This is a genomic window from Micromonospora sp. WMMD710, from assembly GCF_029626045.1.
GTDB lineage: Bacteria > Actinomycetota > Actinomycetes > Mycobacteriales > Micromonosporaceae > Micromonospora.
The window spans coordinates 6,557,502-6,571,547 of sequence record NZ_JARUBD010000001.1 but is presented as its reverse complement, the minus strand read 5'-3'; the positions used below and the strand labels follow the sequence as shown (position 1 = coordinate 6,571,547).

Here is a 14,046-nt window from a genome sequence, read left to right as displayed (position 1 = left end):
GAATGGACGGACGCGAACTGTCACCGTCGGCACTGCGGATGCATATAGGAAAAGCACGACAAGCAATAATTGCCACCCATCCAGAATGAGGAGTGTTGCCGCCATGGACTGGCGTCACCATGCTGTCTGCCGCGACGAGGACCCGGAGCTGTTCTTCCCTATCGGGACGTCCGGACCGGCTCTCCTGCAGGTCGAACAGGCCAAGGCCGTCTGCAGGCGCTGCTCCGTGACCGACCAGTGCCTGCAGTGGGCGCTCGAGTCGGGTCAGGACGCCGGCGTCTGGGGCGGGATGAGCGAAGAGGAACGGCGCGCTGTGAAGCGGCGCGGCGGCCTCCGGGTGCTGCGCGCTCACTCCGCCTGATCCCAACGACACAGCTGTACGCCCCGGTGGGTCCGCCCACCGGGGCGTTCCGCTGTCCAGGGCCGGGTTGTCCCGCCGGTCACACCGCGCGGCTTCCGGACCGTTCATCGACCCGGCGCAGCACCAACTCGGCCACCTCCGGCGCATCGGTCAACGGGCCGGACACCGCCACCGCTCCGGCCGCCCGCGCCTCCTCGGCCACCGCGTCGTGGAACAGGCCCGGTGCCAGGAAGTACCCGGCCACCGCCACCCGGCGGCCACCGGCCGCCCGCAACCGGGACACCGCCACACCGGTCCGCGGTGGGGCCGCCGAGGCGTACGACACCCGGCAGGGCACCCCGAACTCCGCACCGAGGGCATCCGCCACCCGGCCCACCGAGCCACGCGCCCGCGCGTCCCGGGTGCCCGCCGCGGCCAGCACCAGCGCGTCGAAGCGGCCCGGGCACACCTCACCGAGCCGGCGGCGCAGCCCCGCCAGCAGCGCCGGAGCCACCGTCCCGTCCGCCGGGCCGAGCACGTCGGTCACCCGTACCACCAGCGGTGGCCCGGACCGCGTCGCGGCGGCGACGGCCGCCGGAATGTCCACCCGACGGTGGTACGCGGCGGTCAGCAGCAACGGCACCAGCACCGCGCTCCGGTGACCGGCCGCCGCCAGGGCGCGCAGCACCTCGGTCGGCCCCGGCTCGGTGTGGTCCAGCCAACTCGCGCACACCGCGACGCCGGGCCGGGCCGCCGACACGGCCCGGGCCAGCGCGCGGGTCGCCTCGGCAGCCCGCGGATCCCGGCTGCCGTGCGCCACCAGCACCACCGGATCCGCCCCGCCGGCCACGTCCGGGCCGGTCGGGGTCGGCACCGGGGAGGTCAGACGTGCAGCCCGCACTCGGTCTTCTCGAACATGGCCCACCGGCCGGCCCGCGCGTCCTCGCCGGCCTTCGTCCGACGGGTGCACGGCCAGCAGCCGATCGAGCCGTACCCCTGCTTGAACAGCTCGTTAACCGGCACGTTCCACCGGGCGATGTAGGCGTCCACATCCCCCTGCGACCACGCCGCGATCGGGTTGACCTTGACCTTGGCGCGCCGCGCGTCGAACGTCACCACGGGCGTGTTGGCCCGGGTCGGCGACTCGTCGCGACGCAGGCCGGCGGCCCAGGCGTCGTACCCGGACAGCGCCCGCTCCAGCGGCTCCACCTTGCGCAACTGGCAGCAGTCGTCCGGTGACTTGTTGAACAGCCGGGGACCGTACTGGCCGTCCTGCTGCCCCACGGTGAGTCGGGGCCGGATCGACCGGACATTCACCGGGAGCGTCCGGGCCACCTCGTCGCGCACCCGCAACGTCTCGGGGAAGTGCAGGCCGGTGTCGAGGAAGACCACGTCCACCCCCGGGGCCACCCGGGACACCAGGTGCGCCAGCACCGCGTCGGCCATCGAGCTGGTGACGCAGAACCGGTCACCGAAGGTCTGCGCCGCCCACCGGGCGATCTCCAGCGCCGGAGCGCCCTCCAGCTCGCGGGCGGCCTCCTCGGCCAGCGTCCGCAGCTCGTCCGGATTGCGGCGGGACGGGTCGACCGGCGTCGGGCCAGCCGGGCCGACCAGACCCAGACCGGCGGCGGAGACCAGGCTCATCGGGTCACCGCCCGGCTTAGCAGGCCGGTGAACTTCACCGCGAAGACCCGGGTGCAGGCGTGGCACTCCCAGGCGCCGTGCCCCGCCTCGTGCGGCCGCAGGTCCTCCTCGCCGCAGTAGGGGCAGTACAGAGGTGCCGCTCGGTTCTCGCTGCTCACCGCAGTGCCTCCTCGTCGACTCTGATCACCCAGTTGGCGAACGTCTCGCCCTCGCTCCGCCCGGCCAGGTAACGGCGGGCCAGTCGTTCCACGTACTCCGGAAGCTCGTCGGCGGTGGTCTTCAGGCCGCGCAGCTTGCGGCCGAAGCCGGCCGTCTGCCCCTGCGCCATGCCCAGGCCGCCACCGAGGTGCACCTGGAAGCCCTCCACCTGTCGGCCGTCGGGGCCGACCACCAGCTGACCCTTGAGCCCGATGTCGGCCACCTGCGTGCGCGCGCAGGCGTTCGGGCAGCCGTTGATGTGGATCGAGATGTCCGCGTCGAAGTCCCGCAGCCGCTGCTCCAGTCGGGCCACCAACTCCTCGCCGCGGGCCTTCGTCTCGACGATGGCGAGCTTGCAGTACTCGATGCCGGTGCACGCCATCGTGCCGCGCCGCCAGGCCGAGGGCCGGGCCTCCAGGCCGATCCCGCGCAGCGCGTCGACCAGCGACTCCGTCCGCTCCGACGGCACGTCGAGCACCAGCAGCTTCTGGTACGGGGTGAGTCGCACCCGGTCGCTGCCGTGCGCCTCGACCACGTCGGCCAGTTCGGCGAGCTGCCCACCGGAGACCCGCCCGACCACCGGCGCGGCACCCACGTAGTGCCGCCCGTCGGCCTGCTCGTGCACGCCCACGTGGTCGACCGGCTTCGACGGCAGGGTCGGCGCCGGGCCGTCGAGCAGCGTACGGCCGAGGTAGTCCTTCTCCAGGACCTCGCGGAAGCGCTCCACACCCCAGTCGGCCACCAGGAACTTCAGCCGGGCACGGTTGCGCAGCCGGCGGTAGCCGTAGTCGCGGAAGATCCCGACCACGCCGGCCCACACGTCCGGCACCTCGGCCAGCGGCACCCAGACGCCGAGCCGCTGGGCGAGCATCGGGTTGGTGGAGAGGCCGCCGCCGACCCAGACGTCGAAGCCGGGGCCGTGCTCGGGGTGGTCGACGCCGAGGAAGGAGATGTCGTTCGACTCGTACGGGGTGTCCACCTGCCAGGAGATCGACGTCTTGAACTTGCGGGGCAGGTTGGAGAACTGCTTGTCCCCGACGTACCGGGCGACGATCTCGTCGATGGCCGGGGTCGGGTCGAGCACCTCGTCGCGGGCCACCCCGGCGACCGGGCTGCCCAGCACGATCCGCGGGCAGTCGCCGCACGCCTCGGTCGTCTGCAGGCCGACCGACTCCAGTCGACGCCAGATCTCCGGCATGTCCTCGACGCGGATCCAGTGGTACTGGATGTTCTGCCGGTCGGTGATGTCCGCGGTGTCCCGGGCGAACTCCCGGGAGATGTCCGCGATCACCCGCAACTGCGCCAGGCTGAGCTGCCCGCCGTCGATGCGGACCCGGAGCATGAAGAACTCGTCCTCCAGCTCGTGCGGCTCCAGCACGGCCGTACGGCCACCGTCGATGCCCGCCTTGCGCTGCGTGTAGAGGCCCCACCAGCGGAACCGACCGCGCAGGTCCTGCGGGTCGATGGAGGCGAAGCCGCGGTGCGCGTAGATGGTCTCGATCCGGGCCCGGACGTTGAGCGGGTCGTCGTCCTTCTTGATCCGCTCGTTGGGGTTGAGCGGTTCGCGGTGGCCGAGCGCCCACTGACCCTCACCCCGCGGCCGGCGCGCCGCCCGCGCCGGGCGGGCCGTCGGGTCCTCGGAACGAGCCGGGATGCTGCTGACCGCCATCGCGGCGTCCTCCGTTGTCTGCTGTGCCTCGGGGTACGCGGGGCGCGGCGGCCGGCCCGGCGAAGCGGGCGGGACAACGGTGTCTGAGACAGCCGGCGCGGAGCGCGCCCGAGACGGATTGGTCGGGCGTCGTCAGTAGGCCGGACAGATCGCGCTGCGCACGCGGCCGTAGTCGACGTGGCGACGTGCCACGAAGCGGCGGACGACAGCGGCGGTCATGGGCCCCATGCTGCCACACCGCAGTGTGCCCGGCCAATGACTGCGTGCCGGATCCCACATCACGGGCCAGCTTCCGGGGCGGGCCTGTGGCAGGCTCGATACGTGGGCGCAATGTCCGAAAAGCGGCAAGGGGTGGCGGGGGTGCGGTGGTCCCGCGTCCCGGTCTGGCTCCCTCCGGCGCTGCTGACCCTGGCGGCGACCCTGACCGGGCTGGGCTCCGCCCAGTTGTGGCGTGACGAGTTGGCGACCTGGAGCGCGGCCACCCGGTCGCCCGACGACCTGGCCCGTTTGGCCGGCACCATCGACGCCGCCACCGGCCCGTACTACCTGCTGATGCACGTCTGGCTCGCGGTCGTCGGCGATTCCACGGTGGCTCTGCGCGTGCCGGCGGTGGTGGCGATGGCCGTGGCCGCCGGGCTGCTCGCCGTGCTCGGTGCGTGGCTGGTCGACCGGCGCACCGGCCTCGTCGCCGGGCTGCTGTTCGCGGTGCTGCCGGGCACCTCCCGTTACGGGCAGGAGGCCCGCCCGTACGCCCTGGCCACCATGCTCGCGGTACTGGCCACCCTGCTGCTGGTCGCCGCGCTGCGTCGACCGGGCTGGGCGCGGTGGGCCGGGTACGCCGCCGCCGTGGCCGCGCTCGGCCTCATCCACCTGATCGCGCTCACCCTGCTCGCCGCGCACGCGCTGGTTGTCCTTGTCGCCTGGCGGCGCGGACCCGCCGGGGCCGGCATCGCCCCGGACGGCAGCGCCGGCGGCCGGGACCGGCAGCTGTGGTGGCGATGGCCGGTCACGCTGGTGCCGGCCGTGCTGCTGGTGGGTCCGTTGCTGGTCACGGCGCGGGCGCAGCGGTCCGAGCAGTTGAACTGGGTCGACCTGGCCCGGCCGGACGACCTGAGCGCGCTGCCCGGCGGTGTCGCCCAGAGCAGTGTGGTGGGCGGTCTGCTGGTCGGGGTCGCCGTGCTCGGCGCGGCCCGGCTCGGGCGACGCGCTCTGCTGCCGGTGAGCGCGGTGCTGCTGCCGGTGCTGCTGCTCTTCGCCGCCGGCGCGGTCGTACCGCTGTGGGTGCCCCGCTACCTGGTCTTCGTGGTGCCATTCGCCTGCCTGCTGGCCGGCGCGGCACTGGCGGCGGCGGCCACGCCGGCCGCGCTGGCCGTGGTGGTCCTGGCCGGGCTCCTCGGCCTGCCCGACCAGGCGGCGCTGCGACGGACCCACGAGTGGCCGCGCAACGCCCCGGTCGACTACGCGGGCGCCGCCCGGGTGATCGCCGACGGTCAGCGACCGGGCGACGCGGTGGTCTACTCGCCCCGGCGCAGCTGGCTCTTCCTCGACCTCGGTATCGAGTACCACCTCGGCGACCCACCACGCGACGTGCTGGTCACCGAGGACGAGGCTCGCCGGGGCGACCTGTGGGCCGCCGAGTGTCCGCTACCGGCGCAGTGCCTGGCCGGCACGCGGCGGGTGTGGCTGGTCGTCGCCGGGCGGCACGCCGAGCCGCTGGCCGCCGTGTCCGGCGCCAAGGGCGACGCGCTGCGGTCGGACTTCACCGTCGCGCAGGTCTGGCAGCGGCCCGGCCTGACCGTCGCCCTGCTCACCAGCCGCTGACGACCGGTCACCGCGGCGGGCCGGTGGCGTCGACTGGCGGCCTGACTGCTCAGCCGGCACGGCTCACCTGACTGCTCAGCCGGCACGGCCCACCTCAGCCGGCGGGCCCTCCGGGGCGGCACACCTCGATGAGCGTGATGCCTGTGAGTCATCTTGATGACTGACAGGCATCACGCTCACTCTGGTATCCGTGCCCACGGCGACCCGCCCGACGGAGGGCGGCTCAGCCCTGGGAGCGGCCCTCGTGGGCGTTGCGGGCCAGCGGTACGACCAGCACCGCCTCGGTGCCGCCGGTGGCGCCCGCGCGCAACTCGATGGTGCCGCGCAGTTCCCCGGTGACCAGGGCCCGGACGATCTGCAGGCCGAGTCGGCTGCCGCGCTCGGCGTCGAATTCCGGTGGCAGGCCGCGCCCGTTGTCGGTCACCGAGACGTGCAGCATCTTGCGGAACCGGTGCGCCGAGACCACCACCTCCGGCCGCACCGCGGGGTCGACCTCGGCGACGGCGGCCGGCACCACGCCCGACGCGGCCGGCACGGGGGTTTCGTCCGCCTCGTCCGCCTCGTCCGCCGGCGGGAAGCCGTGTTCGACGGCGTTGAGCAGCAGTTCGTTGAGGACCATCACCAGCGAGGTGGCGATCTCCGCCGGCAACACCCCGAAGGTGCCCCGCCGGCGCATGCCGACGCTCACCTCGGTCGCCGCGACCTCGGTCGCCGCGCTCGCCACCCGGTCGACGATGCCGTCGAACTCGACCGCCTCGTCACTGGACATGGAGAGCGTCTCGTGCACCAGGGCGATCGAGGCGACCCGACGGACCGACTCCTCCAGCGCGACGCGGGCCTCCGGCATGGCCACCCGGCGGGCCTGCAACCGCAGCAGCGCGGCCACCGTCTGCAGGTTGTTCTTCACCCGGTGGTGGATCTCCCGGATGGTGGCGTCCTTGGTGATCAGCGCCCGATCACGGCGGCGGACCTCGGTGATGTCCCGGACCAGCACCAGCGCCCCGATCGGCACCCCGGCGGGCATCAGCGGCAGCGCCCGGGTGAGCATCGTGGCGCCACGAGCGTCGATCTCCCGCCGGGGCGGCGCCTCTCCGCGCAACGCGGCCAGGATGCCGTTGGCCGCCTCGGTGCCGTCCAGCGGGTCACCGGCCAGCCGGCGGTGCAACGCCGCCAGGTCCTCCCCCACCAGGTGGGAGGCGTAGCCCAACCGGCGGTACGCGGACTGCGCGTTCGGGCTCGCGTAGGTGACCTTGCCGCCGGCGTCCAGCCGCACCAGGCCGTCACCGACCCGGGGCGCCGAGGTGGTCTCACCCGGGTGCCGGGGCGGCGGGAAGGTGCCGTCCGCGATCATCTGGGCCAGGTCGTCGGCCGTGGTGAGGTAGTTGAGTTCCAGCTGGCTGGGGGTACGCGCGGTGGAGAGGTTGGTGTCCCGCCCCACCACGGCGATCACCTCGCCGGCCTCACCCTCGGCGCTGCGCAGCCGGACCGGGATCGCCTCGTGCCGGGCCGGCACGTCGCCGTACCAGACCGGGTCGCCCTCCCGCCAGATCCGGCCCTGGGAGTACGCCACCCCCAGGTGGGCCACCTCCGGCCCGCCGACGATCCGACCCACCTGATCGTCCTGGTACGCGGTGGGCGCGGTCGTCGGGCGGACCTGGGCGACGCAGAGGAACGTGCCGTCGGCGTCGACCGGCACCCAGAGCAGCAGGTCGGCGAAGGACAGATCGGAGAGCAACTGCCAGTCGCCGGCGATCCGGTGCAGGTGGTCGATGTCGGCCGGACGGAGATGGGTGTGCTCCTCGGCGAGGTCGCGCAGCGTGGACACGGTGACCAGGGTGCCACGCCGCGCCTCACCTCGTCGCGGTGACCTTCTTCAGCCCACGCGGTGCGTCCGGATCCTCGCCCCGGGTCAGCGCCAACGCCAGCGCCAGGCGCTGCAACGGCAGGATGTCCAGCAGTGGGGCGTACCGCTCGTCGACCTCGGGGACGGCGAGCCGGGTGGCGCCCGGCACGTCGGCGGAGCCCACCACCACCACGTCGGCGCGGCGTTCGCCGAGGCGGGGCAGCACCTCCCCCATCGACCGGCCACCGGGGCCGGAGCCGACCACGGCGAGCACCGGCACCTCCGGGTCGGTCATCGCGAGCGGCCCGTGCAGCAGGTCGGCGCCGGAGAAGGAGAGCGCCGGCAGGTACGAGGTCTCCATCAGCTTCAGCGCCGCCTCCCGGGCGGTCGGGTAGGCGTACCCGCGCCCGGTGGTCACCAGCTGCTGGGCGAAGCGGTAGCGCGGCGCGAGTCGGGCCGGGGTGTCGTCGGCCAGGGTGCGGGCGGCCAGCTCGGGCAGTGCGGCGAGCGCCTCCCGTTCGGCCGCCGGGAGCACGCCGTCACCGGCCCGGACGCCCTCGATGAGCATCAGCAGGGCGAGCAGCTCTGCGGTGTACGTCTTGGTGGCGGCCACCGCCCGCTCGTGCCCGGCGGCGATGTCGATGCTCAGCTCGGCCGTCTCGACCAGTGGCGAGTCGGGGGCGTTGGTCACCGCGAGGGTCAGCGCGCCGGAGGCCCGCGCGGCACGCAGCACCTCGGCCAGGTCGGGTGAGCCGCCGCTCTGGCTGACCCCGACGACCAGCGCGTCGGACAGGTCGGGTGAGCCGCCGTAGAGGGTGACCACGCTGGGTGAGGCCAGCCCGGCGGGCAGGCCGAGGCGGATCTCGGTCAGGTACGCCCCGTAGAGGGCCGCGTGATCGGAGGTGCCGCGTGCGGTGAAGACCACGTGCCGCGGCCGGCGCTCGGCCACGGCCGCCGCCACCCGGGCGATCTCCCCGGCGTTGGCGACGGAGAGCAGGCGCGCGTAGCCGGCCGGCTGCTCCTCGATGTCGGCGGCCATTCCGGCCCCTGCACGTGTCACGGAAACTCCCCCCTTTGCGCGATTGCCGCGCGTTTCCTGCTCAGTCTTGCACCTTTCAAGGTAAGGGAGCAATCGAACGAGCAGCAGTGCGCAGTTGATCACCAAACCATCCCAACATCAACTACCCTTGAGCCCCGTGCCGCTGCGACGAGAGGACGACGTGCCCGAGGGAAGGGACGACCCCGCACTCTCCGCGACGGAGGAACTGGCCCTCGCTCGGCTGGCACTGGACGAGGGCGACCTCCACCACGCCGCCGGCCACCTCGCCGGCGCGCTGGCCCGGGCACCCACCCTGCCGGAGGTGCACGAGACCCTGGCCCGACTGGCCGCCGCCAGTGGCGGCGGCCTCGACCTCTTCCCGATCAACCACCACACCTTCGTCGGCGCGGTCGTCGCCCGCGCCCACCTGCTGGCCGCCACCGGCCGTCCCGCCGAAGGGCTCGAACTGCTGGCCGCCGCGACCGGGTACGCGCCGGGCACCGAATGGGCCGGTGTGCCCTGGGTGACCGCACCCGAACTCGCCGAGCGGCTCGACCCGGAGCACATCGCCCGGATCCTCATGCAGGTCTGCTCCGCGCTGCCCGACCCGGTGCCGCGGATCGGCCGACCGGCACTGGCGCCGTACCTCACGCTGGCCCGCAACGCGATCACCGTCCACCCCGACCACGGCCTGCTGCTGGGCGCGGCGTCCGCGCTGGCCCGGCGGCTCGGCGAGGTCGCGCTGGCGATCCGCTGGGCCGCCCGCGGCGTACGCGCCGAGTCGTCGAAGATGGGCGAGGTCTGGCTCGGGTACGCGTACCGCAGTGCGGGCCGGACCCGCGACGCCCTCGCGGCCCTCAACCGGGCCGTCGCGCTGGACCCCGACGACCTGGCCATCTACGCCGACATCGCCGGCACCCTGGCCGAGACCGGCCGGCTCGACGAGGCGTTGGAGTGGACCGAGCGGGCGCTGGCCCGGGACCCGTCGTTCGACTGCGCGGTGCACACCGCCCACCGACTGCGGCACCTGCGCGACGGGGATCTGGCCCACCTCGTCGCACTCGCCGACTTCGTCCGTGACCACCCGGACGACACCCACGAGCACGGCGACCTGGCCCAGTGCTGTCGGGGTCGCCCCTGGCTCGGGCAGCTCACGCCGGCCGGTGGCCCGCTGATCGACGCGATGCGCCGGGCGGTGGCCGATGACGACAACGGTGTCGGCAGCGCGGTCCGGTTGGCGGCGGCGGCACCGCCGAGCGCCGTACGGACAGCCACGTCGACGGCCCCGGGGCTGCGGATCGAGATCACCGGCACCGCACAGCCGGACCCGCGCGAGCCCCGCCGGGCGTCCGCCCAACGGTTGTGGGACTACGCGGACGCCGTCCCGACGCCCGCGCTGCCGGAGCCCTCGGCGGTGGCAGTCGAGCGGATCGGGCAGGTCGCCCACCCGGCGTGGCCGCACCCTCCGGCCGCCTACGACGCGGCGGTGGGCCTGGCCGGCCTCGACGTACCGGACCTGCTCGGTCTGCTGGTGCATCCACCGGCGGCGCCGGCCAACGCGGTGGGCCGCCTGCTGGCCGCCCACGACCCGTCGGTCTGGGTACGCGGCGTGCAGGTGTGGGCCTGCCTGGGACTGCTGCACCATCGCACCGACGAGCCGTGGGACGGCTCGACGCGACGCCGGGTGCTGCTGGACCTGGTCTGGGGCGTGGAGGACTGGGTGACGGAGGCGGCGCTGTTCGCCCTGGTCACCGCCGCGTGGGTGGACCCGGAGGTACGGCCTGACGTGGCCCGCGTGGTGGCCGAGCGGCTGGCCGACGTCGCCGCCGTGGCCCGCGCCAGGCCCGTCCCGATCGCCGCCTCGCTGGCCCATGTGGCGCTGGCCGCTCCGGTCCTGGACGCCACCACCGCGGCCCTGGCCACCGAGCTACTGGCCGACCGCCAGTCCCACCACACCCTCCCCCGCCCCCGCAACCCGCTACGCCGCCTCTGGCACCGCCTAACCCATCGCCGCTAACCCCCGCCCCGCCCCGCGCCGACCCGGAGGTCGACGCGGCGCTTGGCGGGGGCTTCTGGTCAGGCGACGGGGGCCTTGCCGAGGGCGATCTCGGCCTCCTCCTCCGGGGTGGCCTGCGCCGGTGCCTCGTTGGCGGTGCGCAGTGGGATCTCCTTGATGAACCAGGCGAGCACCGGGATCACGATGGTGAACAGCACCGCCCAGAGGAAGACGTGCGAGATGGCGTCGGCGAGACCGCCGAGCACCAACTCCCGCGCCTGGGCGGGCAGCTGCTTGAGCATCTCCAGGTCCATTTCGGCCCCGGCCTTGCCACCGAAGGCGTCGCCCGCGGCGGAGTCGGCCAGCCGGTTGGCGAAGATCGCGCCGAACAGCGAGATGCCGAACGAACCGCCGATCGACCGGAAGAAGGTGGCCGCGCCGCTGGCCGCGCCCAGGTCCTTCTGCTCCACGCTGTTCTGCGCGATCAGCATCGAGGTCTGCATGAGGAAGCCCATGCCGACACCGAGCACGACCATGTAGAGCGAGGACTCCACCTTGCTGGTGCCGGTGTCGAGCATGGTCAGCAGCGCCATGCCCGCGGTCATCACCACGCCACCGATGATCGGGTACGCCCGGTACTTGCCGTTCTTGGTGATCGCCCGCCCGATGACCAGCGAGACGACCAGCATGCCGAACATCAATGGCAGCAGCAGCAGACCGCTGTTGGTGGCCGACGCCCCCTGCACGGTCTGCTGGTAGAGCGGCAGGAAGTTCATCGCGCCGAACATCGCGAAGCCGAGCAGGAAGCCGATCACCGAGATCAGCGCGAAGTTGCGGTTGGCGAAGAGCCCCAGCGGCAGGATCGGCTCCGGAACCCGGCGTTCGACCAGACCGAACGCCACCAACGCGAGCACCGCCAGCACGGCCAGGCCGAGTATCTGCGCGGAGGCCCAGGCGTACTGGCTGCCGCCCCAGGTGGTGATCAGCACGATCGCGGTGATGCCGACCGAGAGCAGCCCGGCGCCGAGCCAGTCGATCCGGTGCTCGGTGCGGTACTTCGGCAGGTGCATCGTGGTGATCAGCACGAGCAGCGCCACTCCGCCCAGCGGCAGGTTCACGTAGAACGCCCAGCGCCAGGACAGGTGATCGGTGATGAAGCCACCGACCAGCGGGCCAGCGACCATGGCGATGGCCATGATGCCGGCGATCATGCCCTGGTAGCGCCCACGCTCGCGGGGCGGGACCAGGTCGCCGATGATCGCCATCACGCCCACCATGAGGCCGCCGGCGCCCAGGCCCTGCACGGCCCGGAAGCCGATGAGCTGGACCATGCCGTCCTGCGGGCCGCCGAACATCCCCGAGCCGGCCATGCCGCAGAGGGCGGAGCCGATGAGGAAGATGACGACCGAGGTGAGGAAGACCGACTTGCGGCCGTAGAGGTCACCGAGCTTGCCCCAGATCGGGGTGGAGACGGTGGTGCCCAGGACGTACGCGGTGACCACCCAGGTGAAGTGGTCGAGGCCGCCGAACTCGCCGACGATCCGCGGTAGCGCGGTGCTGACGATCATGTTGTCGAGCATCGCGAGCATCATCGCGATCATCAGCCCGAACAGCACGACCCGTACGTTGGGTCGTGCGCCGGCCTGGGTTGCCTGAGTCATGGGTAAGCTCCCCCCGAGGAATGCCGTACTTACTTGCCGCCCGGCTAGTCACCTTACTAGCCGCACGGTAAGTTGGGTAGCAAGTGACAGTCAAACCAATTGGAGGGCGTGGGTGAGGGAGAGCACAGGCGGGACGCGGGAGCGGATCAAGGCCGTCGCGCTCGAGCTCTTCACCGAGCAGGGGTACGAGAAGACCTCGCTGCGGGAGATCGCTGAGCGCCTCAACGTCACCAAGGCCGCCCTCTACTACCACTTCAAGAGCAAGGACGACATCGTCGCCAGCTTCGTCGAGGACCGGCTGGAGAAGATGGACGCGCTCACCGCGTGGGCCGAGTCGCAGCCCGCGACCCTGACCACCCGACGTGAGCTGATCTCCCGGTACGCCGACACCATGTTCGCCGGTGACCTGCCCACGGTGATGCGTTTCTTCGAGCAGAACCAGACGGTGCTCAAGAGCCTCGCCTCCGGCCAGCAGATGCGCGGCCGGATGATGCAGCTCGCCAACGCGCTCTGCCGGGGCGACGACTCCCCCGCCGCCCAACTGCGCGCCGCGCTGTCGCTGTTCGCCGTACACACCAGCTGGTTCGCCGTCCGCGCGCCGGACATCAGCGACGACGAACGCCGCCGGCTCGCCCTGGAGGTGGCCGACGAGTTGCTGGCCGCCATCGGCTCCGAGCCGGGCGAGGACGCCGAGCCGGGCGAGGACGCCGAGCCGGGCGAGGACGCCGAGCCCGACGTCAGCGCCACACCGGCCAGCTCGGGCAGCCCGCAGGGCTGACCGACCGGCGGCTCAGCCGCGGGGCAGCTCCAGCCGCAGGCCGAGCAGGTCCACACCCTCCTCCGGCGACCAGTCCTTCTCGGGCAACCGGACGAATCCGAGCCGCTCGTAGAGCCGGTGCGCCGAGGCGGCCATCCCGGCCCGGACGCAGATCACCACGGCCGTGCAGCCCAGCTCGACCGCGCGGTCCACGCAGGCCCGGGCCAGTGCCGCGCCGACACCACGCCCCTGCGCGGCCGGGTCCACCGCGAGCATCCGGAACTCCGCCTCGCCCGGCCCGGACAACTCGGCGAACGGCGTGCCCGGCAGCACGAAGGTGACCGAGCCGAGCACCGCGCCGGTCGCCTCGTCCACCGCGACCAGCACCTCGCCACTGGCAGCGCGAATCGACACGTCGGCCAGCACCACGGCGTACCCGTGCTCGCCCTTGAGCTGACCGTCGGCCTCGTACGCGGCCACGGTCAGCCGGGCCACCGCCGCAAAGTCGCCCGGCTCGGCGCGCCGGACCAGCACGCCGGTCAACCGATCACCGCGATCAGGTCACCGTCCTGCACGACGTCACCCTCGTTGACGACGAGCTGCTCGATCACACCGTCGGACTCGGCGACGACCGGGATCTCCATCTTCATCGACTCGAGGATCACCAGGGTGTCGCCCTCGGACACGGTGTCACCGGTCGACGCGACGACCTTCCAGACGTTCGCCACCATCTCGGCGCGGATCTCCTCGGCCATGTCCAGGCCCTCCCTTTTCGCGATGTGCCTGCCGACGTATCCAATCATGCGGCAGCGGACGGCGGGCGCGGAGCGGTGCGGCCCGGTTGCCGCGCCCGCCCTGGGGAAGGCGGCGCGTGTCGACCGCACTACCATCAGCGGGTCGGACCCGACGCCGGGCGGCCGGAGGGTGCACGGGCGCCGAGGTTGTGCGCACGAGGGATCCGACCCATCACGAGGAGGTCAGCATGGCGAAGAAGTCCCGCAAGAAGAAGGCCCGTAAGAAGAGCGCCGCGAACCACGGCAAGCGTCCCAACTCCTGAGTCGGCGCGGCGGGCCACGGC

At 73.0% G+C, this 14,046-nt stretch carries 13 protein-coding genes; 4 read left to right on the top strand and 9 right to left on the bottom strand.

What is annotated here, in order from left to right:
* Positions 1 to 103 precede the first annotated feature (103 nt).
* Complete coding sequence (locus O7620_RS30545) at positions 104 to 361, top strand: WhiB family transcriptional regulator (RefSeq protein WP_007072794.1); 258 nt, start codon at positions 104 to 106, stop codon at positions 359 to 361.
* A 79-nt stretch (positions 362 to 440) separates the two neighbouring features.
* On the opposite strand, the gene O7620_RS30540 is transcribed toward O7620_RS30545, so the two are convergent.
* Genes O7620_RS30540 through O7620_RS30525 form a run of 4 tightly spaced genes read right to left on the bottom strand, consistent with a single transcriptional unit; the run spans position 441 to position 3,851 of the window.
* The gene (locus O7620_RS30540) at positions 441 to 1,214 is read right to left on the bottom strand and encodes a CbiX/SirB N-terminal domain-containing protein (RefSeq protein ID WP_278127220.1); all 774 of its coding nucleotides are present in this window, start codon (positions 1,212 to 1,214) and stop codon (positions 441 to 443) included.
* A gap of 8 nt (positions 1,215 to 1,222) precedes the next feature.
* Positions 1,223 to 1,984 (bottom strand): phosphoadenylyl-sulfate reductase, encoded by a 762-nt coding sequence (locus O7620_RS30535; RefSeq protein ID WP_151491573.1) that lies wholly within the window; start codon positions 1,982 to 1,984, stop codon positions 1,223 to 1,225.
* On the bottom strand, positions 1,981 to 2,142 hold the full coding sequence (locus O7620_RS30530; protein ID WP_192580389.1) for a hypothetical protein: 162 nt from the start codon (positions 2,140 to 2,142) through the stop codon (positions 1,981 to 1,983). Before O7620_RS30530 ends, O7620_RS30535 begins: the two co-directional genes overlap by 4 nt.
* Positions 2,139 to 3,851 (bottom strand): nitrite/sulfite reductase, encoded by a 1,713-nt coding sequence (locus tag O7620_RS30525; protein ID WP_278126592.1) that lies wholly within the window; start codon positions 3,849 to 3,851, stop codon positions 2,139 to 2,141. Before O7620_RS30525 ends, O7620_RS30530 begins: the two co-directional genes overlap by 4 nt.
* Before the next feature lie 360 nt (positions 3,852 to 4,211).
* Between O7620_RS30525 and O7620_RS30520 the strand changes: the two genes are divergently transcribed.
* Positions 4,212 to 5,672, top strand: coding sequence for a glycosyltransferase family 39 protein (locus tag O7620_RS30520; protein ID WP_278126591.1), 1,461 nt, complete (start codon positions 4,212 to 4,214; stop codon positions 5,670 to 5,672).
* Positions 5,673 to 5,895: 223 nt separating this feature from the next.
* On the opposite strand, the gene O7620_RS30515 is transcribed toward O7620_RS30520, so the two are convergent.
* Positions 5,896 to 7,497, bottom strand: coding sequence for a PAS domain-containing sensor histidine kinase (locus O7620_RS30515; RefSeq protein WP_151491571.1), 1,602 nt, complete (start codon positions 7,495 to 7,497; stop codon positions 5,896 to 5,898).
* A gap of 25 nt (positions 7,498 to 7,522) precedes the next feature.
* The gene (locus tag O7620_RS30510) at positions 7,523 to 8,554 is read right to left on the bottom strand and encodes an SIS domain-containing protein (RefSeq protein ID WP_151491584.1); all 1,032 of its coding nucleotides are present in this window, start codon (positions 8,552 to 8,554) and stop codon (positions 7,523 to 7,525) included.
* Positions 8,555 to 8,735: 181 nt separating this feature from the next.
* Here O7620_RS30510 and O7620_RS30505 point away from each other — a divergent pair, with 181 nt between their 5' ends.
* Positions 8,736 to 10,571, top strand: a complete 1,836-nt coding sequence (locus O7620_RS30505) for a tetratricopeptide repeat protein (RefSeq protein ID WP_278127218.1) — start codon at positions 8,736 to 8,738, stop codon at positions 10,569 to 10,571.
* A gap of 59 nt (positions 10,572 to 10,630) precedes the next feature.
* On the opposite strand, the gene O7620_RS30500 is transcribed toward O7620_RS30505, so the two are convergent.
* A complete protein-coding gene (locus tag O7620_RS30500) occupies positions 10,631 to 12,211 on the bottom strand; it encodes an MDR family MFS transporter (protein WP_278126590.1) in 1,581 nt (526 codons plus the stop codon).
* A gap of 112 nt (positions 12,212 to 12,323) precedes the next feature.
* On the opposite strand from O7620_RS30500, the gene O7620_RS30495 reads away from it, so the two are divergent.
* Positions 12,324 to 12,989 carry a TetR/AcrR family transcriptional regulator gene (locus tag O7620_RS30495; protein ID WP_278126589.1) on the top strand — a complete coding sequence of 222 codons (666 nt, stop codon included), beginning with the start codon at positions 12,324 to 12,326 and terminating at the stop codon, positions 12,987 to 12,989.
* A 12-nt stretch (positions 12,990 to 13,001) separates the two neighbouring features.
* On the opposite strand, the gene O7620_RS30490 is transcribed toward O7620_RS30495, so the two are convergent.
* Complete coding sequence (locus O7620_RS30490) at positions 13,002 to 13,511, bottom strand: GNAT family N-acetyltransferase (protein ID WP_151489983.1); 510 nt, start codon at positions 13,509 to 13,511, stop codon at positions 13,002 to 13,004.
* A complete protein-coding gene (locus O7620_RS30485) occupies positions 13,508 to 13,729 on the bottom strand; it encodes a biotin/lipoyl-binding carrier protein (RefSeq protein WP_192580271.1) in 222 nt (73 codons plus the stop codon). Before O7620_RS30485 ends, O7620_RS30490 begins: the two co-directional genes overlap by 4 nt.
* Positions 13,730 to 14,046: the final 317 nt, after the last annotated feature.

Coding starts and splice junctions, on each gene's coding strand:
- O7620_RS30525 (WP_278126592.1), bottom strand. CDS start 3,851: ATGGCGGTCAGCAGCATCCCGGCTCGTTCCGAGGACCCGACGGCCCGC.
- O7620_RS30535 (WP_151491573.1), bottom strand. CDS start 1,984: ATGAGCCTGGTCTCCGCCGCCGGTCTGGGTCTGGTCGGCCCGGCTGGC.
- O7620_RS30510 (WP_151491584.1), bottom strand. CDS start 8,554: ATGGCCGCCGACATCGAGGAGCAGCCGGCCGGCTACGCGCGCCTGCTC.
- O7620_RS30500 (WP_278126590.1), bottom strand. CDS start 12,211: ATGACTCAGGCAACCCAGGCCGGCGCACGACCCAACGTACGGGTCGTG.
- O7620_RS30545 (WP_007072794.1), top strand. CDS start 104: ATGGACTGGCGTCACCATGCTGTCTGCCGCGACGAGGACCCGGAGCTG.